A 23834-nucleotide genomic window follows, 5' to 3' on the forward strand; every position below is an offset into this window, starting at 1 on the left:
GACCAAGGCGACGATCCACGAACGATCACCCGAATCCACCATCACCCGCGGCGAGGCGCCAAGACAAAGAAGCTGCCCCCGCAACCGGAGGAAACGATGCCCACAACCCTGTTCACCAACGTCCAGATTCTCGACAGCACCGGTGAGAAGCCCTTCGCCGGGGAAGTGCTCGTCCAGGGCAACCGGATCGCCGAGGTCTCCCGGCAGGCCGGCGCCATCTCCCGCGAGGCGCACCGGGTGGTCGACGGCGGCGGCGCCACGCTGATGTCCGGCCTGTGCGACGCCCACACCCATTTCAGCTGGATCAACCAGGCCGGCCTCGACCCCATCGGCCTGATGCCGGTCGAGGAGCACGTCCTGGAGGCGGCGGACAACGCCCGCACCTATCTCGACTGCGGCTACACGATGTGCGTCGGCGCCGCGGCGGCCAAGCCGCGCCTGGACGTCGTCGTCCGCGACTACATCAACAAGGGCCGCATCGCCGGGCCGCGCTACCTCGCCAACGGGCCGGAGATCGCCACCATCGGCGGTTTGGGCGACCTGAATCCCAGTCACGTCGGTGCCTACACCTTCGTGGAGGTCGTCAACGGCCCCTACGAGATGCGCGCCTGCGTCCGCCGCCTGCTGAAGGAGGGCGTCGATCTCATCAAGCTGAACCTGTCCGGCGAAGAGATCACCAAGTGCAAGGCGGAAGACACCCCGATGGCCGAGGACGAGATCGCCGAGGCGGTCCGCGAGGCCCATCGCAAGCGGGGGGTGCGCATCTGCGCCCACGCGCGCAGCGCGGAATCCGTGAAGCTCTGCGTCAAGCACGGCATCGAGATCGTCTACCACGCCAGCTTCGCCGACGAGGAGGCGCTGGACCTGCTGGAGGCCAACAAGGACAAGCATTTCGTCGCGCCCGGCCTCGCCTGGGTCTACCAGACCTGCTACGCCGCCGCCGACTGGGGCATCACCGAGGAGGTCGCCCGCAACATGGGCTATTTCCGCGAGCTTGAGGCCGCGGTCGAAACCATGAAGGCGATGCGCAAGCGCGGCATCCGCGTGCTGCCCGGCGGCGATTACGGCTTCGCCTGGACCCCGCACGGCACCTACGCCAAGGACCTGGAGTATTTCGTCGAGCTGCTGGGCTTCACCCCCATGGAGGCGATCCAGTCGGCGACCCTGCTGGGCGGCGAGATCATGGACCGTCCGGGCGAGCTGGGGCTGGTGCGCAACGGCTATCTGGCCGACCTGATCCTGCTCGACGGCGACCCGCTGCAGGACATCACCCTGTTCCAGGACCGCAGCCGCATCCTGGCGATCATGAAGGACGGCTCCTTCCACAAGGAGATGACGCCGCCGGCCCGCGCGCAGGTCAGCGTCGCCGCCTGAGGCGGCGCCTCCTGCCCCTGCCGCGACCCTCCTCCACAGCCGTGGGGGAGGGAACGGGCGGGCTTTGCGCCCGCCATCCCCAGCATCGGGGCCGCCGAGCATGAGATTTTACATTCTCCTGTCGCTGAACGCGCTGACCGTGGCGTCTCTGTACTTCCTCGTGGCCAGCGGCTTCTCGCTGATCTTCGGGCTGCTGCGGACCGTCAACATGGCGCACGGCGCCTTCTATCTCCTGGGCGCCTATGTCGGGTACGACATCGCGTCCTACACGGGGTCCTGGCTGCTCGGGCTGGTGGGGGCGGCGGTCGCCGTGGCCGTTGTCGGGTTGGCGATGCACCTGACGCTGCTGCGCACGCTGGGCGGCGACGAGCTGCGGCAGGCGCTGGTCACCATCGGCTTCGCCATCGTGGTCGGCGACCTGCTGCTGGCCCATTACGGCGGCATCACCTACCAGTTCACCCCGCCCGAAATCCTCTACGGCACGACGCCGCTGCCGGTGGTCCGCGGCTACCCGACGATCCGCCTCGTGGTCATTGCCAGCGCGCTCCTGGTCGGGCTGGGGCTGTGGCTGCTGATCCACCGGACCAAGGTGGGCATGCTGATCCGCGCCGGGGTGGACGACCGCGACATCCTGTCGGCCATGGGCTTCAACGTGCAGCGGGTGCTCCTGCTCGTCTTCGCGCTGGGCGCCGGTCTGGCGGGGCTGGCCGGGGTGATCGGCGGCAGCGCCCTGTCGATCTCGCCGGGGGAGGACGCGCGATTCCTGCTGTCCTCGCTGGTCGTCGTCATCATCGGCGGCATGGGCAGTCTGGCCGGGGCGGCCTTGGGCGCGCTGCTGATCGGCTTCGCCGAACAGTTCGGCCTCGCCTTCATCCCGAACTACGCGACGCTGCTGACCTTCCTGCTGATGGTCGCGGTGCTGGCGGTCCGGCCCCAGGGCCTTCTCGGACGGGGATGACGACGATGCCTCGGCAACTCCTTCGCCATCCCGTGCTGTGGTTGGCCCTGGCCGGTCTGGCCTTTCCGCTGGTCGCCGGCGACTTCTGGGTGGGCACCGTCGCCGCCCGTGTGCTGATCATCGGCACCATGGCGCTCAGCCTGACCTTCCTGACCTCCAGCGCCGGGCTGGTGTCCTTCGCCCAGGCCGGGGTGGCGGGCGTGGCGGGCTACACGCTGGCGCTGCTGTCGCCCAACATCACCGGCGTCGGCATGGCGGTGCCCTGGCCGCTCGCCGTCGGGGCGGCGCTGGGCATGGGGACGCTGGCGGGCCTGCTGGTCGGCTGGGTGTCGGTGCGGTCCAGCGGCATCTACCTGCTGATGATCACGCTGGCGATGTCGGTCAGCCTGTTCTACCTCGTCTCGCAGAACACCGAGGTCTTCAACGGCTTCGACGGCATCAACGGGCTGAAGCCGCCGGAGCTGTTCGGCATCGACCTGCGGGCGCCCATCCCCTTCTACGGCATGGCGCTGGCCGCCGCCGTCCTGTCGGCCGCCGCGGTCATGCATCTGGACCGCACGCCCTTCGGCCTGCAGCTGCACGCCCTGCGCAACGCCCCGCGGCGGGTCGCGGCGCTCGGCTTCAGCACCACGCTGCTGCGCATCGCCGCCTTCGGCATCGCCGGGCTGATCGCCTCGGTCGGCGGCGTCCTCAACACGTGGTTCAGCGGCCAGATGTCGCCGGGGGCGGTGGACGTGCACGCGGCGGTCAACCTGCTGGTCGTCGCGGTGCTGGGCGGCATCCGGCACCCGCTGGGCGCCTTCCTGGGGGCCGCCGCTTTCGTCCTTCTGGAGAACTACGCCGCCTCGGTCATCGACCGCGAGCGCTTCAATCTGGTGATCGGGGCCGTCTTCATCGTGATCGTCCTCTTCGCGAAGGACGGCCTGATCGGACTGATCCAACAACTGCGCGCGCAGATCAAGCCGGCCTGGACCGGCGTGTGCGCCAAGAATGGGAGGAAAACGGTATGAAGACGACCTTGCACACGGTGCTGGGCGCCGCCGGCGTCGCGGCTCTCCTGTCCGGCACGGCCCTGTCCCCGGCTCTCGCCCAGGACATCCGCATCGGCGCGCTGGCCACGCTGGAGGGACCCTTCGCGCAGTCCGGCCTGGACGGCATGCGCGGCGTCGAGCTGGCGGTGGACGCCTTCCAGGGGCAGGTCGCCGGCAAGCGGATCGTGCTGGTGAAGGAATCCTCCAACGCCAAGCCCGATGTGGCGGTCGCCAAGACCCGCAAGCTGATCGAGCAGGACAAGGTGGACATCGTCGTCGGCCCGCTGTCCGGCGGCGAGGGCATCGCCGTCAAGGAATACGCCAAGTCGGTCCCGTCCAAGACCTTCGTCAACGGCACCTCGGGCGCGCAGGACACGACGCTGCGCGACCCGGCGCCGAACTTCTTCCGCTTCACGCTGGACGGCGCGCAGTGGCAGGCCGGGCTGGGCAGCTACGCCTACGAGACCAAGGGCTACCGCAACATCGCCGTCGTGTCGGAGGATTATTCCTTTCCCTATTCCCAGGTGATGGGCTTCCAGGCGGAATATTGCAGCCGCGGCGGCAAGATCGCCCAGAAGAACTGGGTGCCCGTCGGCACCAAGGATTTCACCTCGGTCATCGCCAAGCTGCCGGACAACGTGGACGCCGTGTATGTCCTGCTGGGCGGGGCGGACGCGGTGAACTTCCTGACGCAATACTACCAGTCCGGCGGCACGGCGCCGCTGATCGGCAGCAGCGTCACCGTGGACCAGACCGTCCTCAGCTCGAAGGGCGCCTTCAAGAACAAGGTGCTGGGGATGATCGCCGCCGGCCCGGTCGCCGATTCCAACGACGACCCGAAGTGGGTGGAATTCGTGAAGGCCTACAAGGCGAAGTTCCCGGACGGGCTGGAATCGCCCTCGCTGTTCGCCCACGGCTATTACGTCAGCACGCTGGCGGTGCTCCAGGCGCTGGATCAGGTCGGCGGTACGCTGGACGACGGGCAGAAGGCGTTCCAGGCGGCGTTGGCGAAGACCGAGCTGACCGACCGCTCGCCGACCGGCGCGATCCGGCTGGATGAGAACCGGCAGGCCATCGCCGACAATTTTGTGACGGAGGTCGCCCAGCGGCCCGACGGCGCCTTCTACAGCAAGGTGGTCAAGGTGGCGAAGGGCGTCGATCAGGCGTTGGGCATGGACCGGGCCAAGTTCCTGGCGCTCGGCACAGCCTCCCGCGACAACCCGTCCTGCAACTGACCGCCGCTCCAGAGCGTCGCGTCCTCCGGAGGCCCGCCATGCCCACGCCGCCGATCCTGACCGTTCAGGATGTGTCCATCAGCTTCGGTGCCGTGCGCGCGGTGAACGGGGTGTCCCTGGCGCTGGCGCCGGGGGAGCGCCACGCCCTGCTCGGCACCAACGGCGCCGGCAAGACGACGCTGTTCAACGCCATCTCCGGGGAGGTACCGCTGACCACCGGCGGCATCGCCTTCAAAGGGAGCGACATCTCGCGCCTGCGCCCGCACCAGCGGGCGCGGCTGGGCATTGGGCGCACCTTCCAGACCAGCCTGACCTTCGCCGACCGCTCGGTGGAGGACAACCTCCGTGTCGCGGTGATGGGCAGCCGGGGGCCGCGCTTCAGCGTCCGCCCCTGGCGGCACCATCGGGAGCAGGTGGAGGCGGCGCGGGCCTGCGCGGCGCGCTTTCGGCTGGACGAGGTGCTGGCCCAGCCGGTTGCCACCCTGTCCTACGGCCAGCAGCGCGAGCTGGAGATCGCCATGGCCCTGGCCGGAGAACCGGAACTGCTGCTGATGGACGAGCCCGCCGCCGGCATGTCCCCGCAGGGCCGCGGCCGTCTGGTCGAGATCCTGCGTGGGCTGCCGCGCCGCATCACCATGCTGTTCGTGGAGCACGACATGGACGTGGCGCTGTCGCTGGCCGACCGCATCACCGTGATGCGCGACGGCGCGGTGGTCGCCTCGGGCACCCCGTCCGAGATTCGCGCCAACCCCCTGGTTCGGGAGATCTATCTTGGTGGAAAGCACTAACGCGCTGGTCGTCAGCGGGCTGGAGGTGCGGCGCGGCGCGCTTCCGGTGCTGCACGGCGTCGAGCTGCGGCTCGATGGACCGAGCTTGGCGATTCTCGGCCGCAACGGGGCGGGGAAGACGACGCTGTGCAGCGCGCTGATCGGGCTGCTGCCCGCCGGGCGGGGGTCGATCCGCTTCAACGGCGTGGAGCTGGCCGGGCGCAAGCCGCACGACATCGCTGGGCAGGGCGTGTCCATCGTCCCGCAGGGACGACGGGTGTTTCCCTCGCTCACCGTGGACGAGCATCTGCGCCTGATGCAGGGCCGGCGGCCCGGCCCCTGGACGGTGGAGCGCGTCTACACCGTTTTCCCGCGGCTGGCCGAGCGCCGCCGCAACTTCGGCAACCAGCTCTCCGGCGGCGAGCAGCAGATGCTGGCTATCGGGCGAGCACTGCTGACCAACCCGCGCCTGCTGATCCTCGACGAACCGTCGGAGGGGCTGGCCCCGAAAATCGTCGATCACCTGCTGGAGGTGCTGGGCGGTCTGCGCCACGACGGCACGTCGGTCCTGATCGTCGAGCAGAACCTGCGCGTCGGCACCAGCGCCGCGGAGCGCGTCGCCATCATGTCCGGCGGCCAGATCGCGCTGGTCACGTCATCCAGGGAATTGTGGGAGGACGACGGCCTGCAGCAGCGCTATCTCGGCGTGTCGGCCCATTGACTCCACCGGAAAAGGACAGGGACCGGATGAGGCTTGCAAACACATTCGCCGTCGTCACCGGCGGGTCGGACGGCATCGGCTGCGCCATCGCGGAGGCTTTCGCGCGGGAGGGGGCGGATCTCTGCCTCGTTGCGCGCAACCCCGAGAAGCTCGCCGATGCGGCGGCGCGGCTCGCCGTGAACGGGACGCGGGTGGTGACCGTCGCCGCGGATCTGGGGCAGCCGGACGGGCTGGAGCGGGCGGCGGCGGAGATCGGCGGCTTCGGCCGGGCGGTCCATACGCTGGTCAACAACGCCGGCACGGCGACCTTCGTCCCCTATCTGGAGGCCGACCGGACGCAGTACGAGCACAGCGTCGCCCTGAACGTCACCGCACCCTTCTTCCTGACGCAGGCGCTGGTGCCGCTTATGCCCGCCGAGGGGGAGCGGTCATCAACATCTCGTCCTACTTCGCCGGGAAGATGCTGCCGGGGCGGCCGTCCAGCCTCTATTCGCTGACCAAGGGGGCGCTCAATTCCCTGACCAAGGCCATGGCCTACGAACTGGCGCCGCGCGGCATCCGCGTCAACGCCATCGCTCCGGGCACGGTGGACACCGAGTTGCGCCGCCGCACCATCGCCGCGATGCCCGAGGACGACCAGCGCGCCATGGCGGAGCTGGTCAAGCGGCTCTACCCTCTGGGCCGCATCGGCAAGGCCGGCGATCTCGGCGGCATCGCCGTCTTCCTGGCCTCGCCGGAGGCCGCCTGGACCACCGGGGCGGTCTTCGCGATCGACGGCGGCCTGACGATTACCTGACCGCCGCCGATCGCGGGATCGCGTCACTCGTAGCGGATGCTGACCGCCGAGGCCGCCTTCAGCGCCCGGTCGCGCGCGTCGTCGGTGTCGGTGCCGGCGGCGAGCGCCACGCCCATGCGGCGGTTCTTGCGGGTTGTCGGCTTGCCGAACAGGCGGACGTCCACATCATGCTCCGCGCTGCCCACGCGCATCGCGTCGGCCAGCCCCTCGATGGCGAAGCGCTCGGCCTCGCGGTCGGCCAGGATGACGGCGGAGGCGGCCGGGCCGCGGACGTGGATCGCCGGGATCGGCAGGCCCAGGATGGCGCGGGCGTGCAGGTCGAACTCCGACAGGTTCTGCGACAGCAGGGTCACCATGCCGGTGTCGTGCGGGCGCGGCGACAGTTCGGAGAAGACCACCTCGTCCTTCGTAACGAAGAACTCGACGCCGAAGATGCCGTAGCCGCCGAGATTGTCCACGACCTTCGCCGCCATATCCTTGGCGTCGTCCAGCAGCGCCGCGGGCATCGGCACCGGCTGCCAGGATTCCTGGTAGTCGCCGCGCTCCTGCCGGTGGCCGATCGGCTCGCAGAACAGGATGCCCTCGCGGGTGCGGACGGTCAGCAGGGTGATCTCGTACTCGAAGGGCACGAACTCCTCGACGATGACCTTCCGGCGGTCGCCGCGCATGTTGGCGACGGCGTAGGTCCAGGCGGTCTCAAGCTCCTCGGCGGTGCGAACGGTGCTCTGCCCCTTGCCGGAGGAGGACATGACCGGCTTGATGACGCAGGGCAGGCCGGTGTGCTCCGCCCCGGCGACCACCTCCTCCAGGCTTTCGGCGTAGCGGTACTTGGAGGTGCGCAGGCCCAGCTCCACCGCGGCGACCTCACGGATGCGGTCGCGGTTCATGGTCATGGTGGCGGCGCGGGCCGAGGGGACGACGGTCAGGCCGGCGTCCTCGAACTCGTGCAGCACCTCGGTGCGGATGGCCTCGACCTCCGGCACGATGAAGTCGGGCGTGTGCTTGGCGATGGCCGCACGCAGGGCGTCCGGGTCGAGCATGGAGAACACCTCCGCCGCGTCGGCGACCTGCATCGCCGGGGCGTTGGCGTAGCTGTCGCAGGCGATGACCTCGCAGCCGAGGCGCTTGGCGGCGATGACGAACTCCTTCCCGAGTTCGCCCGAGCCGAGAAGAAGAATTTTGGCCGTGAACATGCGCGGACTCCCGTGACGCAAACCCGTGACGCAACTGCCCGCGGAGCTTTACCCCAACGCGGGCCGTGCGTACATGGCCGACTGCATGCGTTATTGCAGACTTCCCCAGCGCCGCGTCGAGGGCTCGGCCAGCGCCCAGCGCCACTGGCCGTCCTTGGCCCGGCAGACCGTGGTGACGTTGAAGTCCGGCGCGTCGTCCAGCGTGAAGACCACGTCCTTGCAGGGGATCGCCTCGCCGAAGCCGCGCGCCACTTGCACGGTGCCGGTCTTGCCGCTCAGCGGCAGCTTCTCCTCCACCGTCCAGGTCGCCGATTGGCCGACGGCGAGCGGGCCGGCGGCGCGGGCGACGGCGTTGTGGACGTTGTCGGTGATCCGCCGTTCCGCGTATTTCACGCCCTGGTCGATGCCGTAGCTGACCCCGGCGCCGGCGATGACGCCAAGCACCGGGTTGCCGGTGGCCGAGCCGACGGTCGCCGCCACGCCCGCCGAGGTCACCCCGGTGACCGCCGAGCCGAACCCGGCGCAGCCGGACAGCGCGAGCAGGGCGGCGGGGAGGAGGACGGCGCGACGGAGCGGGGATGCGATCATGGAGCGGCACGGGGGTGGTGAGCGGGGCTTGGGGGCGGACTGCGGCACCCTATCCGTTCGGATGGGGAGGCCGCCCGTGGTCAAAGCGTGACCTTCACCTCACTGTTTGGCTCGTCTGCCCTATGGACGGTGGCGAGTCCAAACCCCATGCTTTGGGTGGCAAGGCAGTCGATCTAGCCCTCTCCCCTCTGGGGAGAGGGTGGCCCGAAGGGTCGGTGAGGGGGGTGCGGATGGCGGTACGTCCGGCAAAAGCGCAACCCCCTCACCCTGACCCTCTCCCCAGAGGGGAGAGGGGACTTTGAGTGCAGATACATGGGGTGACGGCGAGTGAACAGTGGCGTGGGCAGACGCAGATGGATGGCGGGCGTGGGAGCCGGGCTGCTGCTCGCCCTGCTGGCCGGGCCGGCGGCGGCGGAGCGGATCGTCACCGACTCCTCCGGACGCCGCGTCATCGTGCCGGACCGGGTGGAGCGCGTGTTTCCCGCCGGGCCGCCGGCCTCCGTCGTCGTCTACATGCTGGCGCCCGACAAGCTGCTGGGCTGGACGCGGGCGATCAGCCCGCCGGAGCGGCCCTTCCTCCCCGACCGCTACGCCGACCTGCCGGAGCTGGGGCGGCTGACGGGGCGCGGCAACACCGTCAACCTGGAAACCGTGGTGGCTGCGAAACCGGACGTCGTCGTCGATGTCGGCAGCACCGCCCCGACCTTCGTCTCGCTGGCCGACCGGGTGCAGGAGCAGACGCGGGTACCGACCCTGCTGATCGACGGGCATCTCGCCGACTCCGCGCGCACCTTCCGTACGCTCGGCACGCTGATGGGCGTGGCGGAGCGGGGGGAGGAGCTGGCCCGCTACGCCGAGCGGACGCTGAACGACGTGCGCCGCCGCTTCGACGACGTGCCGGAGGGCAAGCGGCTGAAGGTTTACATGGCGCGCGGGCCGCGCGGCCTGCAGACCGGCATCCGCGGCTCCATCAACGTCGAGGCGCTGGACGTCGCCGGGGTGCGCAACGTCGCGGCGGAGAATCTCGGCAACGGCGGGTTGGTCAACGTGTCGATGGAGCAGGTTCTGGCCTGGCAGCCGGACGCCATCGTCACCATCGACCGCGGCTTTTACGAGAGCGTATGGACCGACCCGCTGTGGCAGGGGGTGAAGGCGGTGCGCGACCGGCGCGTCTACCTTTCGCCGGGGCTGCCCTTCACCTGGATCGATTCCCCGCCCGCCGCCAACCGCCTGCTCGGCCTGCGCTGGCTGGGCGCCGTCCTCTATCCGGAGCTGTTTCCGGAGGATCTGCGCGAGGAGACGCGACGTTTCTATGCCCTCTTCTACCACCGGGAGCCCACCGCGGAGCAGATCGACGCCCTCCTCGCCGGCAGCCGCCCGCCGGGGTGAGGTCCCCTTCGCGCTGACTCTGGGCGGGGTGGCCGCGCTGCTGGTCGCCGCGGTCTGCGTCGCCTTCAGCACCGGCGCCTATCCCGTCACGCCGGGGGAGTTGGCCGGACTGCTCGCGGCGAAGCTGGGGCTCGGGAGTGCCGCCGTCGCCCCGGCGGTGGAGACGGTGATCTGGGACATCCGCGGCCCGCGCGTGCTGACCGCCATGCTGGTCGGGGCGGGGCTGGCCGCCTCGGGTGCGGCGTACCAAGGGCTGTTCCGCAACCCGCTGGTCTCGCCGGACATCCTCGGCGTGTCGTCGGGGGCGGCGCTGGGGGCGGTGCTGGGCATCTTCGCCTCGCTGCCGGTCCTCGCCATCCAGGGCATGGCCTTCGCGGGCGGGCTGCTGGCGGTGGGGGTGGTGCTGGCCGTCGCCTCGGCCATCCGGGGGCGGGACCCCGTGCTGGTCCTGGTGCTGGGCGGCGTGGTGATCGGGGCGCTGCTGGGCTCCGGCGTGGCTCTGCTGAAGTATCTGGCCGACCCCTACAACCAGTTGCCGGCGATCACCTTCTGGCTGCTCGGCAGCCTGTCGGCGGTCAACCGTGGCGACCTCGCGGCGCTGGTCCCGCCGGTGGCGGTGGCGCTGGTTCCGCTGGTGCTGTTGCGCTGGCGGCTGGACGTCATGACGTTGGGCGACGAGGAGGCGACGGCGCTCGGCGTGCCGGTGCGGGTGGTGCGGATCGTGGTGATCGTGGCGGCGACGCTGATGACCGCCGCCGCGGTGTCGGTCAGCGGCATCGTCGGCTGGGTCGGGCTTCTGGTGCCGCACCTCGCCCGGCTGATGGTCGGCCCGGCCTTCGTCCGGCTGCTGCCCACGGCGGTTCTGCTGGGGGCGGCCTATCTGCTGGCGGTGGACACGCTGGCCCGCAGCCTGGGGCCGGTGGAACTGCCGCTGGGCGTGCTGACCGCGGTCATCGGCACGCCGGTTTTCCTCTGGCTGCTCGCCTTCGGAAAGCGCGGCTGGTCATGAGCGCGCGGCTGTCGGTGGAAGACCTCGCCTTCGGCTACGGCGAGCGGGTGGTCGGCGCCGGGGTCGGCTTCGACGTGCCGGCGGGGGAGGTGCTGTGCCTGCTCGGCCCCAACGGCGGCGGCAAGACGACGCTGTTCAAGACGCTCCTTGGCCTGCTGCCGCCGCGCGGCGGGCGGGTGCGGGTCGATGGCGAGGACACCGCCGGCTGGTCGCCGCGCCGCCGGGCGCTGGCCTTCGGCTATGTCCCGCAGGCGGGGGCCGGGCAGTTCCCCTTCACCGTGCGCGAGATGGTGCTGATGGGCCGCACCGCCCACCGCGGCGCCTTCAGCGCCCCCGCCGCATCCGACCACGCCGCCGCCGAGGCCGCGCTGGAGCGGCTGGGCATCGGGCATCTGGCCGAGCGCGACTGGCTGCGCATCAGCGGCGGCGAGCGGCAGATGGCCCTGATCGCCCGCGCGCTTGCCCAGGCGCCGCGCGTGCTGGTGCTCGACGAGCCGACCGCCAGCCTGGACTTCGGCAATCAGGTCCGCGTTCTGGAGCAGGTGCGGCGGCTGGCGGACGGCGAGGGCGGCGAGGGGCTGACGGTCGTCTTCTCCACCCACCACCCGGAGCAGGCCTTTGCCATCGCCGACCGGGTGGCGCTGCTGCACGGCGGGCGGCTGGCCCGCTTCGGCACGCCGGAGGAGGTCATCACCGCCGCCATGATGCGCGAGGTCTACGGGACGGAGGTCGAGGTGGTGGCCGTGGGGGCGGACGGCATGCGGGTGTGCCTGCCAGTTGGGCTGAAGCGGGCGGTGCGGGCTCAGGTCCGGTAGGACGGGGAGAGCCGCCCCGCCGCCGGCGCCTTCGTATAGCGCAGCGCGACCAGCCCCAGGAGGATCGCCGCGTAGACGAAGGGCGGGTACTGCCAGCCCTTGACCAGCATGACGTAGTGGACGCAGCCCGCCGCCCCGGCGACGAACACCGCCTTGTGCAGTGCCTTCCAGCGCCGCCCGCCGAGCCGCCGCACCATGCCGTTGGTCGAGGTCGCGGCCAGCCCCGTCAGGATCACGAAGGCGCCCATGCCGACGGTGATGTAGGGCCGCTTCACGATGTCCTTCCACACCGCCGCCCAGTCGAAGAACTGGTCCACCCCCACATAGACGGAGACGTGAAGCAGCGCGTAGAAGAAGGCGAACAGCCCGATCATCCGGCGGAACCGCGCCAGTCCCGCCTGACCCGTCAGGATGCGCAGCGGCGTGACGGCGAGCGCGACCAGCAACAGGCGCAGCGCCCACAGCCCGCTCTGCCGCACCGCCTCGGCCACCGGCTCGGCCCCCAGCCCGCCGCTGACGCCCAGCCAGACCATCCAGCCGAGCGGGACGAGCCCCAGGGCGAACACCACCGGCTTCGCCCAGCGCGAGGACAGCGCCAGGGCGACCGGGCCTTTCGACGTTGCGGCCATCTCAGTAGTTCTTCCGCAGGTCCATGCCGGCGTAGAGCGACGCAACCTCCTCGCCATAGCCGTTGAAGGGCAGCGTCTTGCGGCGCGAGAACTCGCCGACGCGGCGCTCCGTCGCCTGGCTCCAGCGCGGGTGGTCGACCTCCGGGTTCACGTTCGAATAGAAGCCGTACTCGCGCGGCTGCGAGCGGTTCCAGGAGGTCGGCGGCTGGTCCTGCGTCAGGGTGATGCGGACGATCGACTTGATCGACTTGAAGCCGTACTTCCACGGCACGACCAGCCGCACCGGCGCGCCGTTCTGGTTGGGCAGCGTCTCGCCGTACATGCCGACCGCCAGGAGGGTCAGCGGGTGCATGGCCTCGTCCATGCGCAGCCCCTCGACATAGGGCCATTGCAGCACGGGATACTTCAGGCCGGGCATCTGCGAGCGGTCGGCCAGCGTCTGGAAGGCGACGTACTTGGCGTTGCCGGTCGGGTCGACGCGTTTCAGCAGCTCGGCCAGCGGGAAGCCGACCCAGGGGATCACCATCGACCAGCCCTCGACGCAGCGCAGGCGGTAGACGCGCTCCTCCAGCGGGAAGGACAGCAGGTCCTCGATGCTGAAGGTGGTGGACTTCCCGACATCGCCGTCCACCGCGATCTCCCACGGGCGGGTGCGCAGCGTGCCGGCGTTCTCGGACGGGTCGGTCTTGTCCGTCCCGAACTCGTAGAAATTGTTGTAGCTGGTCGCCGACTTCATGGGAGTCTGGGCGTCCATCTTGGGGTCCTTCGGGCTGACCGTCAGCGGGGCCTGGAAAGGCGCGGCCAGCGCCGTGCCCGGCAGGACACCCGTGCCGCCGAGTGCCAAGGCTGCGGCGCCGCCAGCCATGATCGAACGCCGGGACAGGAACAGGCCGCGGGGCGTCACCTCGTTCTCGCTGGCCTGCGACGCGCTCCGGACTTTGATGAGCATGAACACTCTCCACAGGAAAGCCGCCGGAAGGCGACAGCGCCTCCCGTCCCTCATCTAGCCTTGGTCGCCGCTCCCGGCAAATCAAGCGCGGGACACGAGTTCGTGAGCGAAAGGTGAAGAGGCTTCGCGCCCCTCTCCCGCTCCGGGAGAGGGAGGGGCCCGCCGCGAAGCGGTGGGAGGGTGAGGGGCCTGCCGAGAATCAACACCTGATCCTCGCACGACCCTCACCCGCCCGCTGCGCGGGCACCCTCTCCCGGGGCGGGAGAGGGGGTTGACGTATCCGTCTCAGCCTTCCGGAACCGCCGTGACGGCGCCGCTTTCCGAGGATTTGAGGATCGCCTCGATCAGCCGGTGGACCTTCAGCGCCTCCCGCCCGGACACGCGCGGCTGGGTGCCGTGGTCGAGCGCGTCGAGGAAGTCGGCCAGGACGGCGCGGTGGTGGGCGTTGGAGAAGGCCATGGGGTCGGCCCCGCCGCCCAGCGTGCCCGCCGTCTCCCCCGCCTGCACCGTTTCGCCGGAGCGCAGCTGCACCTCCAGCCGATCACCGGTCAGCAGGGCGGAGCCGGCGGTTCCGGCGATCTCGATGCGCTCCGGATAGCCGGGATAGGCGGCGGTGGTGGCGTCCACCGTGGCGAGCAGCCCGCCGTCGTAGCGCAGGGCGGCGCAGACAACGTCCTCGGTGTCGATGGGGCGCAGGCCGCTGGTGTTGGCGAAGGCGGCGACCTCCCGCGGCAGGCCGAGCAGGCTGACATAGAGGTCCAGCGTGTGGATGGCCTGGGTCAGCAGCACGCCGCCGCCGTCGCGTGCCTTCATCCCGCGCCCCGGCTGGGCGTAGTAGGCGTCGTCGCGCCACCAGCGCACCACGACGGAGGCCGACAGCGGGCGGCCCAGCGTGCCGGTGCGCAGCAGTTCCGCCAGCCGTTCGGCGGCGGCGCGGAAGCGGTGCTGGAGCATGACGCCGAGTGTCAGCCCGGCGCGCTCCATGCTCTCCACCACGGCGCGGCAGCCGGCCGGCGTGGCGTCCAGCGGCTTTTCCAGAAGGACGTGCTTGCCGGCGGCTGCGCAGCGGGCGACGAGGTCGGCGTGGGTGTCCGGCGGGGTCAGCAGCAGGACGGCGGAGACGGTGGGATCGTCGAGGATTGCCTCCGCCCGGTCCACCGCCGGCAGGCCGAAGCGCGCCGCGAAGGCGGCCCGCCGCTCGGCGGACGGGCTGAAACAGCCCGCCACCTCGACGCGGTCCGCCAGATCCAGCAGGCTCTGGGCGTGCGGCGTCGCCGCCATGCCCAGCCCGATCACGCCGACGCGCCGCCGCATCCGGCTCAGCCCTGGGCGAGGGCGGAGGCCTCGCGGGCCAGCCGCTCGATCTCGGACCAGCGGCGCTCCTTGACCGCGTCGGCCGGGGTCAGCCAGGTGCCGCCGAGCGCGAAGACGTTGGGGAGCGACAGGATCTCCTTCACATGCTCGGCCTTGAGGCCGCCGGTCGGGCAAAAGCGGATCTCCGGCATCAGCGGCGCCATGCCGCGCAGCGCCGGGGCGCCGCCGTTCAGCATCGCCGGGAAGAACTTCAGCTCGCGGAAGCCGTGCTCCATGGCGATCAGCGCCTCGGCCACCGTGGCGATGCCCGGCAGATAGGGCAGGCCGGCAGTCTTGGCGGCTTCGGCCAGACGGTCGGTCAGGCCAGGGCTGACGACGAAGCGGGCGCCGGCGTCGCGGGCCTGGGCGAACTGCTCGGGCCGGATCAGCGTGCCGAGTCCGACCAGGGCGCCCGGAACGCGGGCGGCGATGGCCTCCGCGCAAGCCAGCGCCGCGGGGGTGCGCAGCGTCACCTCCAGCGTGGTCAGGCCACCGGCGACCAGCGCCTCGGCCAGGGCGACCGCGGTGTCCGGCTCGTCGAGGACGAGGACCGGGACGATGCGCGGGCCGGACAGGGAGGGTTCAAGACGCGGGTGGGTCATGTCAGGGCCTCGGCAGGAGAGAAGTACAGTGGGGTGGCGTGCCGCATGTCGTCGATGGTCAGCAGCAGGCCGTCGATGTGGTCGCCGAGCGCCTTCACCGCGCGGTCGGGGTCATGGTCCGCGATGGCGGCGACGATGGCCTCGTGCTCGGCGATGACGGTCGCCAGGCGGCCGGGATAGGGAAGGGTCATGTGGCGGCAGCGGTCAATCTGCACCTTCACCTGCTGGGTGATCGGCCAGAAACCGGGATAGCCGGCGATGTCGGCGATCAGCGCGTGGAACGCCTCGTCCGCCTGATGGAAGCCGTCGGCGCAGCCCGAGGCGTCCACCTCGCGCTGGCGCTCCAGGTTGGCTTGGAGGGCGGCGACCTGGCTGCGCGTCGCGCGTTCCGCCGCGAAGCGGACGGTCGCCTGCTCCAGCGTCTTGCGGATCAGGTTGGCTTCCGGCAGGGCGGCGATGGGGATGCGCGCCACGAAGGTGCCCGACTGCGGAAAGACCTCCACCAGCCCCTCGTCGGCCAGCCGCAGGACGGCCTCGCGCACCGGGGTGCGGCTGACGCCGAAGGCTTCGGCCACCAGCTTCTCCACGATCGGGTCGCCCGGCTTGCGGGCCAGCGACACGATGTCGGCCCGCAGGTCGCGGTAGATCGCCGCCGCCGCCGTGGTCCCGCGTTGCGACGCGCGGGGCGGCTTGACGGCGGCGGGGACGGCGGCGGGAGCGACGGCGGCTTGGCCCGTGAGGATTTGGTCTGGTGGCATGGAGGGTCCCTCCGTCAGGGGATCAGCCGTCCAGCACGGACGCCATGGCGTCGCGCGGGATGACGGCGCCGCGGTGCTGGATGACCACGGCGGCGATGCGGTGGGCGGAGCGCGCCGCCTCCACGGGGCCGAGGCCCTTCAGGCGGGCGCTGAGATAGCCGGCGCTGAAGCTGTCGCCCGCCGCGGTGGTGTCCACGACCTTGGCGACCTTCTCCGACGGCACGGTCTCCTCAAGGCCGGGGGCGGAGACGATGCAGCCCGGCTTTTCCAGCTTCAGCACGATCTCCGTCACCCCGGCGCCGCGCACGCGGGCCATGGCGGTGTCGGCATCGGCGTCGCCGTAGAGGCCGCGCAGGTCCTCGACGCCCGGCAGGGCGATGTCGGTGCGCCGGAGCATCGCGTCGTAGGCGCGCTGCGCCGTCTCGCGGTCAGGCCACAGGCGGGGGCGCCAGTTGGTGTCGAAGGCGACGCGGCCGCCGCGCTCGCGCAGGCGGTCGAGCATGGGGAACAGCACCTCCCGCCCGCGCTCGCCCCAGATGGCCAGGCTGATGCCTGACATGTAGAGCAGGTCGTAGCCTTCCAGATCGGCGACCAGCGCCGGGCTGTCGGGCAGCACGAACAGGTCGCGGGCCGGCGCGGAATCGCGCCAGTAGAGGAAGCGCCGCTCGCCGCTGTCGTCCGTCTCGATCATGTAGAGGCCGGGGACGCGGTTGGGCACGCGCAGCACATGACCGGTGCCGACCCCTTCGGCCTCCCATGTGGCGACCATGGCGTCGCTGTTGCCGTCGTCGCCCAGCGCCGTCACGTAATCGGTTGCCACGCCCAGCCGCGCCATGTAGACGGCGGTGTTCAGGGTGTCGCCGCCGAAGCCCATGGTGAAGGTCCCGTCGGGACGGCGCACCAGTTCGATCATGCATTCGCCAAGGGCCGCAACCCGGCGTGCGGACTCACCCATCGCCATCCCCCGTCCGGCGGTCCGATCCGCCAGTCTGTGCTAAAGAGTTCGAACAACACGGGTTTTTAGTCCCGTGCCTCCCGAGGGCAAGTATACTAATATATCAATGTCGGAAGCAAGGCTTTTCGGGGATTCGTCCTGCCGGACAATGGTCATGGCGCGGACGCTGCGGTGTTTTTCTGCTTCTTGCGCAGCCGCTCGCGGTGGGCGGTGTACAGGCCGCTGGCGATGATGATTCCGGTGCCGAGGAAGGTCCAGTGGTCGGGCAGCGCACCGAAGATCAGGAAGCCCAGCAGCGTGGACCAGACGATCTGCACGTAGGAGCAGGGCGCCAGCACCGACGCCTCGCCGAAGCGGTAGGCCTGCACCATCAGCCATTGCCCCATGGTCGAGACCAGCCCGACCAAGGCGCCCAGCGCCACCTCCGTTGCGGTCGGCATGGTGAAGTTGAAGGGCAGCATCACGGTCAGCACGGCGAGGCCGGTCAGGGCGGACCAGATCAGGGTGGTGGTGGGGTGCTCCTGCCCGGTCATCTTGCGGGTGATGACCACGCCGGTCGCCCAGCTCATCGCCGACAGGATGGGGAAGATGGCCGCCGGCTGGAAGGCCGCCCCGCCGGGCCGGATGACGATCAGCACGCCGAGCAGCCCGACCAGCACCGCCGCCCAGCGGCGCGGCCCGATCTTCTCGCCCAGCACCAGGATCGACAGCACCGTGACGAAGACCGGCGAGACGTAGCTGGTCGCCGCCGCCTCGGCCAGGGGCAGGTAGTGCATGCCCATGATGAAGAACAGCGCCGAGCCCAGCATGCCCAGCCCGCGCAGGACCTGGAGGCCGGGGCTGGCGGTCTTCATCACCGGTGGGCCGCCGCGGATCATCAGCGGCAGCAGCAGCGTGGTGAAGCCGACATAGCGCATCCAGCCGATCTCGATGGAGGGCAGCGTCTGGGCCAGATACTTCGCCGTCGCGTCAGAGCAGGAGAAGAAGAAGACCGCGGCGACGACCATCAGGATCCCGCGCACGGGATCGTCGCGGCGCTCGCGGCCATAGGACGACACGGTCTGGGCGGCGGACACCCCTTCCGGGGGTCGGGAGCAGTCGGGCATGGCCGGAGGGCGCTTCCAGGCAGGAGGGCGGCAAGCGGAAGGATGGCCCGGGTCTCTCGCCCGGTTTACCGTCAGGTTACTGATATATCATGCCTGGGAACAATGGTGCGGAGCGTCATGGCAGCCATACGGCCCGGCCCCGTGAATCCACAACACGGGCCCGTGGGTCAACCGTCGCCGCGGTCGGTGCCGGCGCTGCCGCGCAGGGCCGAGGTTACGGCCGGCGCCGGGCGCATCAGGGGCGTCGGCGGGTTGATCGGCAAGTCCATCAGGCCGCGGCGGGCGGCGTTGCGCTCCAGCTCGTAATCGGGATCGGGGAAGCGCTGGAGAAGCGTCTCGTAGGTGTCGCGCGCCGCGGCGGGGCAGCCCAGGATGCGGAACGCCTCTCCTTGCCGCAACAGGGCGCCGGCCTCCGTCCCGCGATGGTAGGAGGTGAGGCTGGCCGCCACGGCGAACCAGCGGTCATAGGCGGTCCACAACGCCTCCACCGTCGGCCCCTCGCACCGCCCGGCCACCACCGCCGCCTCCAGCGCCTGCCGGTAGGCGGTGTCGGGTGCCGGTCTGGTCATCGCGCAGCCGCCCGCCAGCAGGAGGACGCCCGCAAGGGCGGTTCCGGCAATCGCCTGTCTGTTGCGCGGCATCGGTTCCTCTCCCCCGTTCGCATCCTCTCGCCACCAGTGAAATACAGCCGGATTAAAGCCCGGTTCAAGCCGGAGCGGGGAGGGCCGGGGAGGTGCGGCGTTGCGGGCAACTCGGGAGGAAAATGCTTCGAATTTCGAGGCAAAGAGCAGCCAAGAATCTACGCCTTAACGGATATTAAAAGTCATATAAAAGCGGGCCGTAACATTATCCCTTGAGGTAAGCCGAATGGTTGACTCGCGGTACAGGAAGGCTATTACCTGAGGGTGTGAGAAAATAAAGCACTCGGAATTAAGGAAAATTTTAAGTGCCTTGTCCTCCCGCCCTCTAGTTGAAACCCCTGTTGCGGAGAATCCCATGCGCGCTGTCCTGGTTGAACCGAACCCCCTGATCGCCGACGCGCTCGGCCGTCAGCTCGGCATGGGGAAGATCCGCTACGACCGCCAGGACTGGGCCGGGCTGGAGGAGCTTCTGCGGGAGCAGGGCGTGGAAGGACTCGGCTACGACGCCATCGTCCTGGGCAGCGTCGACGATCCGGCGCGCTGTGTGGCGGCGCTGCGGGCGCATCAGGTCGGGGCGGCGATCCTCTGCCTGCTCGACCGGCGCTGCGTGGCGACGACGGTGGAACTGCTCCACGCCGGGGCCGACGACGTGCTGGTTAAGCCGGTGGTCAGCGCCGAGGTGCGGGCGCGCATCGAGGTGGCGCGGCGGCGTTCGCGCGGCCTGCTGAGCAACGCGGTGCGGGTGGGCCAGCTCACGGTGTTCCTCGACGGGCGCGACCCGGAGGTCGGTGGCGAGCGGCTGCGGCTGAGCCAGCGCGAGCACGCCATCCTCGGCGTGCTGGCCGCCCACCACCGCCGCGTCGTGTCCAAGGAGCACATCTACGACGAGGTCTACGGCCTGTCCGGCGCCGACCCGCTGGACAAGGTCATCGACGTCTACATCTGCAAGCTCCGCAAGAAGATCGCCGAGGCCACCGGCGGCGCCCGCTACATCGAGACCGTCTACGGACGCGGCTACAAGTTCGAGGCCCCGCCCGAGCATGAAGAGGCCGTTCCGGCCGCCGCGTCCGCGGCCCGCCGCTTCCCGGCCATCCCCTTCGCCGCGTCCGGCCTGCATCCCGGCTGTCTCGTCGCCGCCGAGTGACTGCCGCCGAGTGACTGCCGCCGAGTGACGGCGCCTTAATTTCAAAGTTCCGCCCGACCTTCTGCTTCCGACATTTTGCCCCAAATTTTGAAAGACGCCACGGCCGCGGCCCTCCGGGGGACGGCGGCTGAGCCGCTTTGCGCGGCAATCGTATTTTTGTAAGCGGGCGCATTTTTATAAAATGCGCTATTACTTTTAAAAGATGCCCATCTTTGAAAGACGACTGCGTCACCCTGGAAAGGCTGCGGTTTTTTACTCCGGTTTAAACGGGGTCGGTCACAGTCGAATGGTCGGTTGCGCGCCCATAAGAACCAAGTGGGAAGGCCCGCGCACCCGGCCCCAGCGTCAGAAAGGCGCTCTGCATCTCGCGAATGGAGATACACATGGCCTCGATCATGACCAACACCTCGGCGATGACCGCGCTGCAGACGCTGCGCCGCGTGACCGACGATCTGGCGACCACCCAGGATCGCATCTCGACCGGTCTCAAGGTCAACAACGCCAAGGACAACGCCGCCTACTGGTCGATTGCGACCACCATGCGCGCCGACGTCGCCGGCTTCAAGGCGGTGAAGGAATCGCTGGAACTGGGTTCGGGCACGACCAACACCGCGTCGGTGGCGTCCAAGAACATCGTCGAGAACCTGCAGACGCTGAAGGCCCGCGTCATCGCCGGCCAGACCAACGGCGTCGACAAGTCGCTGATCCAGAACGACATCGACCAGCTCGTCAAGCTGGTGAAGGGCGCCGCCGCCGACGCCTCCTTCAACGGCGACAACCTGCTGCGCATCACCTACTCCAACGACGGCACGGCCAAGGACCAGAACGTCGACATCCTGGCGTCGCTGAGCCGCAGCGCCGGCACGGTCGATCCGAGCTACATCAGCTTCCAGCGCCAGGACATGCAGGTCACCTCGATCGTCGGCAAGGCCACGATCGAGCAGCAGGTGGACTCCACCAACGACCTGAAGGCCAGCGTCGGCATCGCCATCGGTGCGCCGGACACCACCTTCATCGACGGCCAGAACCTGGGCCTGGGCAACCTGACCCTGAACGTCACCAACGAGGCGGGCACCAAGACCGCCGTGACGGTGGACCTGTCGGGCATCGACTACACCACGGATCTGGCGACCACCCAGGGCCTGATCGAGACCGCGGTCAACACGGCCCTGACCGCGGCCGGCGGCGACTTCCAGGTGGCCTTCAACGGCGACAAGCTGGAATTCACCGACCAGGACCTGAACACCGACGGCAACTTCACCGCCAAGGTGGACAGCCTGTGGGTCGGTTCGAAGGAAAGCGACGCCTTCGGCGGCTTGGCCGACCTGACGCAGATCGACGTGACCTCCAACGCCACCAAGTCGCTCGAGGTCATCAACGGCCTGCTCGACAAGGCGATCGGCAAGGCCGCGGTGATCGGTTCCATCGAGAACCGCGTGTCGGTGCAGAACGACTTCGTGTCGAAGCTGACCGACTCGATGAACAAGGGCATCGGCTCCCTGGTGGACGCCGACATGAACGAGGAATCGAGCCGCCTGCAGGCCCTCCAGGTCCAGCAGCAGCTCGCCACCCAGGCGCTGTCGATCGCCAACCAGGGTCCGCAGAACATTCTCTCGCTGTTCCGCTAACCCGGTCCGGCCGGCGTCCCTCTCCCGAGGGGGCGCCGGCCTCTTTTTCCTAACCGATCCGGCTCCCTTTTTCCCGCCCCAGCCCCATTCCGGCGCCCCCGTGCGCGTTGCATAAGGTGCGACCATGAGCATCGCCGCCTACCAGCAGACGATGGCCGAGTGCGAAGACCCGCGCCGCATCGAATATCTGGTCTTCCTCCGCATCACCCTGGATCTGGAGACCAACCGCGACGCCGGCTGGCGGTCGGCGGCGCTGAAGGACGCGCTGTGGCGCAACCTGGAACTCTGGAACACGCTGCGCGCCGACCTGCTGGAGGACGGCAACGCCCTGCCCGAGGCGCTGCGCGCCGGGCTGGTCTCGCTGTCCTTCTCGGTGGCGCGCCAGACCACCCAGGTGCTGCGCGGCGAGGCCGACGCGGGCACGCTGATCGACATCAACCGGTCGGTCATGCGCGGCCTGCAGGGTGTGGCCCGCACGGAGGCCCCCGCTCCGATGGAGGCGTCCTATGGCGCTTAAGCTCCGCCTCAAGCCCTGCGAGCGCGTGGTCATCAACGGCTGCGTCGTGCAGAACGAGAACCGCCGCTACACCCTGACCGTCAGCAACTTCGCCCAGATCATCCGCGGCAGCGACATCATGCAGGAGGACGAGGCCGACACCCCCGTCCGCCGCGCTTACTTCCTGATCCAGAGCATGCTTCTGGACCCTCAGGCCGCGGAACAGTACGGCAGCGTCGTCGCCGGCATGATGGCGAAGCTCTACACCGCCTTCATGCATCCGGAGATGCAGGACCGCATCATGCAGGCGATGCGCAACGTCAGCGACCGCGACTACTACAAGGCGCTGGCCTGCCTGCGGCCGGTGATGGCCTACGAGGACGGGCTGCTGAACGCCCAGCGCTCCCCGCGGGACGAGCGCGTTCCCGAGACTCGCGTGGAGGCGTGACGCCATGCCCGCCCCCATCCAGGGACTGACCGGCGGCGTGTCCGGCGTCAACGGCGAGCGCGGCACCGCCAGCGCCGACCTGATCGCCGAAGCCCGCCAGCGTCAGGCCGACCGGCTGCGCGCCGCCCAGGCCGAAGCCATCAAGGCCACCGAGGTGGTCGAGGAGACCCGCGCGTCGGCGGAATCCGACAACGGCCGCCAGCCCGACCCCATCCCGCCCTACCGCGTCAACCTCGACCCCGGCACGGGCCGCCTGTCCACCGAGGTGCTCGACACCCACACCGGCGAGGTGATCCTGCGCATCCCGCCGTCCTACGCCGACCCGGCGGAGGACGCGGCGGAGGAGAGCGGGCGGCCGAAGGCCCCGGAGGTGAAGGCATGAGCACGCTCCAGGATTATCGCCAGATCGTCCGCAACCAGGACCGCTACGACGCGATGATCCGCTCGCGTCCCGACGTGAAGCGCAACATCGCCTATTTCGAGGCCAACATCGGCAAGATCTCCAGCGCCGAGGAGCTGCTGAAGGACGACAAGCTCTACCGCTTCGTCATGGTGGCCTTCGACCTGGAAAGCCAGACCTACGCACGGGCCCTCATCCGCAAGGTGCTGGACCAGGGGGTGAAGGACCCGGAGGCTTTGGCCAACCGCATGAACGACGCCAAGTTCAAGGAGATGGCCACCGTCCTGTCCTTCAAGGAGACGGGCGGCGCCACGCTGAAGGAGCCGGCGATCGTCAAGGCCATCGTCGACCGCTACGTCGACGTGTCGCTGGAGGTGAAGGCGGAGGAGAGCAATCCGGCGGTCCGTCTGGCGCTCTACTTCGACCGCAAGGCGCCGCGCATCACCAACTGGTATCAGGTGATGGCCGACCGCGCGCTGCAAAAGGTGGTCTTCACCGCGCTCGACATTCCCGAGCAGTCGGCGCTGGGCGACCTCGACCGGCTGGTCGACAAGCTGAAGAAGCGCTTCGACATCGCCGATTTCAAGGACCCGGCCAAGCTCGGGAAGTTCCTGGACCGCTTCTCGGCCATGTACGACCTGAAGAACGGCGGGCCCGCCGAGGCCTCCACGAACCTCCCCTACATCGGGCCGATCAACAGCCGCGGACGCTCCTCGATCATCGCCATCGACCCGTCCATCACCATGTCGCTGCTGAACTTCCCGCGCTTCTGAGCGGCGGCGTTCCGGCAGGCCGAATTCCGGGAGATTGGCTGTGCAGCCGAGCCGACAGGCCAGGCCGCCGGGCACC

The 23834-nt window shown here is 69.7% G+C and carries 25 protein-coding genes and 1 pseudogene; 16 read left to right on the forward strand and 10 right to left on the reverse strand.

Annotation, left to right across the window (positions count from 1 at the left end; all coding sequences use genetic code 11):
• Window positions 1-96 precede the first annotated feature (96 nt).
• From ACWPN7_RS09525 to ACWPN7_RS09555, 7 genes and pseudogenes are all read left to right on the forward strand, one after another.
• On the forward strand, window positions 97-1374 hold the full coding sequence (locus tag ACWPN7_RS09525; protein ID WP_459197250.1) for a metal-dependent hydrolase family protein: 1278 nt from the start codon (window positions 97-99) through the stop codon (window positions 1372-1374).
• Window positions 1375-1474: 100 nt separating this feature from the next.
• A complete protein-coding gene (locus ACWPN7_RS09530; protein WP_103041252.1) occupies window positions 1475-2332 on the forward strand; it encodes a branched-chain amino acid ABC transporter permease in 858 nt (285 codons plus the stop codon).
• 5 nt (window positions 2333-2337) lie between these two features.
• Window positions 2338-3342, forward strand: a complete 1005-nt coding sequence (locus ACWPN7_RS09535) for a branched-chain amino acid ABC transporter permease (protein ID WP_198129195.1) — start codon at window positions 2338-2340, stop codon at window positions 3340-3342.
• Entirely contained in the window at window positions 3339-4598 is a 1260-nt protein-coding gene (locus ACWPN7_RS09540; protein ID WP_459197251.1) for an ABC transporter substrate-binding protein, read from the forward strand. The genes ACWPN7_RS09535 and ACWPN7_RS09540 overlap by 4 nt, the downstream gene beginning before the upstream one ends.
• A gap of 38 nt (window positions 4599-4636) precedes the next feature.
• Complete coding sequence (locus ACWPN7_RS09545; protein WP_459197252.1) at window positions 4637-5386, forward strand: ABC transporter ATP-binding protein; 750 nt, start codon at window positions 4637-4639, stop codon at window positions 5384-5386.
• The gene (locus ACWPN7_RS09550) at window positions 5373-6086 is read left to right on the forward strand and encodes an ABC transporter ATP-binding protein (protein ID WP_459197350.1); all 714 of its coding nucleotides are present in this window, start codon (window positions 5373-5375) and stop codon (window positions 6084-6086) included. The genes ACWPN7_RS09545 and ACWPN7_RS09550 overlap by 14 nt, the downstream gene beginning before the upstream one ends.
• A gap of 26 nt (window positions 6087-6112) precedes the next feature.
• Window positions 6113-6813 (forward strand): annotated as a pseudogene (locus ACWPN7_RS09555) (SDR family NAD(P)-dependent oxidoreductase); the annotation flags it as partial.
• 92 nt (window positions 6814-6905) lie between these two features.
• Here ACWPN7_RS09555 and purT read toward each other — a convergent pair.
• Window positions 6906-8075 (reverse strand): formate-dependent phosphoribosylglycinamide formyltransferase, encoded by a 1170-nt coding sequence (purT, locus tag ACWPN7_RS09560; RefSeq protein WP_040137926.1) that lies wholly within the window; start codon window positions 8073-8075, stop codon window positions 6906-6908.
• 90 nt (window positions 8076-8165) lie between these two features.
• Window positions 8166-8663, reverse strand: a complete 498-nt coding sequence (locus ACWPN7_RS09565) for a hypothetical protein (protein WP_459197254.1) — start codon at window positions 8661-8663, stop codon at window positions 8166-8168.
• Window positions 8664-9020: 357 nt separating this feature from the next.
• On the opposite strand from ACWPN7_RS09565, the gene ACWPN7_RS09570 reads away from it, so the two are divergent.
• Genes ACWPN7_RS09570 through ACWPN7_RS09580 form a run of 3 tightly spaced genes read left to right on the forward strand, consistent with a single transcriptional unit; the run spans window position 9021 to window position 11876 of the window.
• Window positions 9021-10052, forward strand: a complete 1032-nt coding sequence (locus tag ACWPN7_RS09570; protein WP_492273261.1) for an iron ABC transporter substrate-binding protein — start codon at window positions 9021-9023, stop codon at window positions 10050-10052.
• Entirely contained in the window at window positions 9976-11061 is a 1086-nt protein-coding gene (locus tag ACWPN7_RS09575; RefSeq protein WP_459197256.1) for a FecCD family ABC transporter permease, read from the forward strand. The genes ACWPN7_RS09570 and ACWPN7_RS09575 overlap by 77 nt, the downstream gene beginning before the upstream one ends.
• Entirely contained in the window at window positions 11058-11876 is an 819-nt protein-coding gene (locus tag ACWPN7_RS09580) for an ABC transporter ATP-binding protein (RefSeq protein WP_040137929.1), read from the forward strand. Before ACWPN7_RS09575 ends, ACWPN7_RS09580 begins: the two co-directional genes overlap by 4 nt.
• Here ACWPN7_RS09580 and msrQ read toward each other — a convergent pair.
• The 8 genes from msrQ to ACWPN7_RS09620 form a co-directional block, all read right to left on the reverse strand.
• Window positions 11864-12505 (reverse strand): protein-methionine-sulfoxide reductase heme-binding subunit MsrQ, encoded by a 642-nt coding sequence (msrQ, locus tag ACWPN7_RS09585; protein WP_040137930.1) that lies wholly within the window; start codon window positions 12503-12505, stop codon window positions 11864-11866. The genes ACWPN7_RS09580 and msrQ overlap by 13 nt on opposite strands.
• 1 nt (window position 12506) lies before the next feature.
• Window positions 12507-13454 carry a protein-methionine-sulfoxide reductase catalytic subunit MsrP gene (msrP, locus tag ACWPN7_RS09590; RefSeq protein WP_459197257.1) on the reverse strand — a complete coding sequence of 316 codons (948 nt, stop codon included), beginning with the start codon at window positions 13452-13454 and terminating at the stop codon, window positions 12507-12509.
• Window positions 13455-13739: 285 nt separating this feature from the next.
• Window positions 13740-14768, reverse strand: coding sequence for a Gfo/Idh/MocA family protein (locus ACWPN7_RS09595; RefSeq protein WP_451995996.1), 1029 nt, complete (start codon window positions 14766-14768; stop codon window positions 13740-13742).
• A gap of 5 nt (window positions 14769-14773) precedes the next feature.
• Window positions 14774-15409 carry a bifunctional 4-hydroxy-2-oxoglutarate aldolase/2-dehydro-3-deoxy-phosphogluconate aldolase gene (eda, locus tag ACWPN7_RS09600; RefSeq protein WP_014199635.1) on the reverse strand — a complete coding sequence of 212 codons (636 nt, stop codon included), beginning with the start codon at window positions 15407-15409 and terminating at the stop codon, window positions 14774-14776.
• Complete coding sequence (locus ACWPN7_RS09605) at window positions 15406-16167, reverse strand: GntR family transcriptional regulator (protein WP_103041260.1); 762 nt, start codon at window positions 16165-16167, stop codon at window positions 15406-15408. The genes eda and ACWPN7_RS09605 overlap by 4 nt, the downstream gene beginning before the upstream one ends.
• Window positions 16168-16189: 22 nt before the next feature.
• Entirely contained in the window at window positions 16190-17128 is a 939-nt protein-coding gene (locus tag ACWPN7_RS09610; protein ID WP_459197258.1) for a sugar kinase, read from the reverse strand.
• Between the two features lie 146 nt (window positions 17129-17274).
• Window positions 17275-18228, reverse strand: a complete 954-nt coding sequence (locus tag ACWPN7_RS09615; RefSeq protein WP_040137934.1) for a DMT family transporter — start codon at window positions 18226-18228, stop codon at window positions 17275-17277.
• A gap of 167 nt (window positions 18229-18395) precedes the next feature.
• A complete protein-coding gene (locus tag ACWPN7_RS09620; protein ID WP_149649347.1) occupies window positions 18396-18869 on the reverse strand; it encodes a hypothetical protein in 474 nt (157 codons plus the stop codon).
• 355 nt (window positions 18870-19224) lie between these two features.
• Here ACWPN7_RS09620 and ACWPN7_RS09625 point away from each other — a divergent pair, with 355 nt between their 5' ends.
• From ACWPN7_RS09625 to ACWPN7_RS09650, 6 genes are all read left to right on the forward strand, one after another.
• Entirely contained in the window at window positions 19225-20013 is a 789-nt protein-coding gene (locus tag ACWPN7_RS09625) for a response regulator transcription factor (protein ID WP_149649348.1), read from the forward strand.
• A 383-nt stretch (window positions 20014-20396) separates the two neighbouring features.
• Entirely contained in the window at window positions 20397-21641 is a 1245-nt protein-coding gene (locus ACWPN7_RS09630) for a flagellin N-terminal helical domain-containing protein (protein WP_014199642.1), read from the forward strand.
• Window positions 21642-21765: 124 nt separating this feature from the next.
• Complete coding sequence (gene flaF / locus ACWPN7_RS09635) at window positions 21766-22158, forward strand: flagellar biosynthesis regulator FlaF (RefSeq protein ID WP_040137936.1); 393 nt, start codon at window positions 21766-21768, stop codon at window positions 22156-22158.
• Window positions 22148-22585, forward strand: a complete 438-nt coding sequence (locus ACWPN7_RS09640; protein WP_040137937.1) for a flagellar biosynthesis repressor FlbT — start codon at window positions 22148-22150, stop codon at window positions 22583-22585. The genes flaF and ACWPN7_RS09640 overlap by 11 nt, the downstream gene beginning before the upstream one ends.
• A gap of 4 nt (window positions 22586-22589) precedes the next feature.
• Complete coding sequence (locus tag ACWPN7_RS09645; RefSeq protein WP_040137938.1) at window positions 22590-22967, forward strand: FlaG family protein; 378 nt, start codon at window positions 22590-22592, stop codon at window positions 22965-22967.
• Window positions 22964-23758 carry a DUF1217 domain-containing protein gene (locus ACWPN7_RS09650; protein WP_201043611.1) on the forward strand — a complete coding sequence of 265 codons (795 nt, stop codon included), beginning with the start codon at window positions 22964-22966 and terminating at the stop codon, window positions 23756-23758. Before ACWPN7_RS09645 ends, ACWPN7_RS09650 begins: the two co-directional genes overlap by 4 nt.
• Window positions 23759-23834: the final 76 nt, after the last annotated feature.

It is taken from the genome of Azospirillum sp. UENF 312511 (assembly GCF_058780635.1).

Excerpts from the sequence above, each read along its gene's own strand:
- ACWPN7_RS09565 (WP_459197254.1), bottom strand. The coding sequence starts at position 8,663 with ATGATCGCATCCCCGCTCCGTCGCGCCGTCCTCCTCCCCGCCGCCCTG.
- ACWPN7_RS09580 (WP_040137929.1), top strand. The coding sequence starts at position 11,058 with ATGAGCGCGCGGCTGTCGGTGGAAGACCTCGCCTTCGGCTACGGCGAG.
- ACWPN7_RS09615 (WP_040137934.1), bottom strand. The coding sequence starts at position 18,228 with ATGCCCGACTGCTCCCGACCCCCGGAAGGGGTGTCCGCCGCCCAGACC.
- ACWPN7_RS09535 (WP_198129195.1), top strand. The coding sequence starts at position 2,338 with ATGCCTCGGCAACTCCTTCGCCATCCCGTGCTGTGGTTGGCCCTGGCC.
- ACWPN7_RS09575 (WP_459197256.1), top strand. The coding sequence starts at position 9,976 with ATGCCCTCTTCTACCACCGGGAGCCCACCGCGGAGCAGATCGACGCCC.
- purT (WP_040137926.1), bottom strand. The coding sequence starts at position 8,075 with ATGTTCACGGCCAAAATTCTTCTTCTCGGCTCGGGCGAACTCGGGAAG.
- ACWPN7_RS09570 (WP_492273261.1), top strand. The coding sequence starts at position 9,021 with ATGGCGGGCGTGGGAGCCGGGCTGCTGCTCGCCCTGCTGGCCGGGCCG.
- ACWPN7_RS09645 (WP_040137938.1), top strand. The coding sequence starts at position 22,590 with ATGCCCGCCCCCATCCAGGGACTGACCGGCGGCGTGTCCGGCGTCAAC.
- ACWPN7_RS09620 (WP_149649347.1), bottom strand. The coding sequence starts at position 18,869 with ATGCCGCGCAACAGACAGGCGATTGCCGGAACCGCCCTTGCGGGCGTC.
- eda (WP_014199635.1), bottom strand. The coding sequence starts at position 15,409 with ATGACCCACCCGCGTCTTGAACCCTCCCTGTCCGGCCCGCGCATCGTC.
- ACWPN7_RS09595 (WP_451995996.1), bottom strand. The coding sequence starts at position 14,768 with ATGCGGCGGCGCGTCGGCGTGATCGGGCTGGGCATGGCGGCGACGCCG.
- ACWPN7_RS09525 (WP_459197250.1), top strand. The coding sequence starts at position 97 with ATGCCCACAACCCTGTTCACCAACGTCCAGATTCTCGACAGCACCGGT.
- ACWPN7_RS09640 (WP_040137937.1), top strand. The coding sequence starts at position 22,148 with ATGGCGCTTAAGCTCCGCCTCAAGCCCTGCGAGCGCGTGGTCATCAAC.
- flaF (WP_040137936.1), top strand. The coding sequence starts at position 21,766 with ATGAGCATCGCCGCCTACCAGCAGACGATGGCCGAGTGCGAAGACCCG.
- ACWPN7_RS09630 (WP_014199642.1), top strand. The coding sequence starts at position 20,397 with ATGGCCTCGATCATGACCAACACCTCGGCGATGACCGCGCTGCAGACG.
- ACWPN7_RS09610 (WP_459197258.1), bottom strand. The coding sequence starts at position 17,128 with ATGGCGATGGGTGAGTCCGCACGCCGGGTTGCGGCCCTTGGCGAATGC.
- msrQ (WP_040137930.1), bottom strand. The coding sequence starts at position 12,505 with ATGGCCGCAACGTCGAAAGGCCCGGTCGCCCTGGCGCTGTCCTCGCGC.
- ACWPN7_RS09625 (WP_149649348.1), top strand. The coding sequence starts at position 19,225 with ATGCGCGCTGTCCTGGTTGAACCGAACCCCCTGATCGCCGACGCGCTC.
- ACWPN7_RS09530 (WP_103041252.1), top strand. The coding sequence starts at position 1,475 with ATGAGATTTTACATTCTCCTGTCGCTGAACGCGCTGACCGTGGCGTCT.
- ACWPN7_RS09540 (WP_459197251.1), top strand. The coding sequence starts at position 3,339 with ATGAAGACGACCTTGCACACGGTGCTGGGCGCCGCCGGCGTCGCGGCT.
- msrP (WP_459197257.1), bottom strand. The coding sequence starts at position 13,454 with ATGCTCATCAAAGTCCGGAGCGCGTCGCAGGCCAGCGAGAACGAGGTG.
- ACWPN7_RS09605 (WP_103041260.1), bottom strand. The coding sequence starts at position 16,167 with ATGCCACCAGACCAAATCCTCACGGGCCAAGCCGCCGTCGCTCCCGCC.
- ACWPN7_RS09545 (WP_459197252.1), top strand. The coding sequence starts at position 4,637 with ATGCCCACGCCGCCGATCCTGACCGTTCAGGATGTGTCCATCAGCTTC.
- ACWPN7_RS09650 (WP_201043611.1), top strand. The coding sequence starts at position 22,964 with ATGAGCACGCTCCAGGATTATCGCCAGATCGTCCGCAACCAGGACCGC.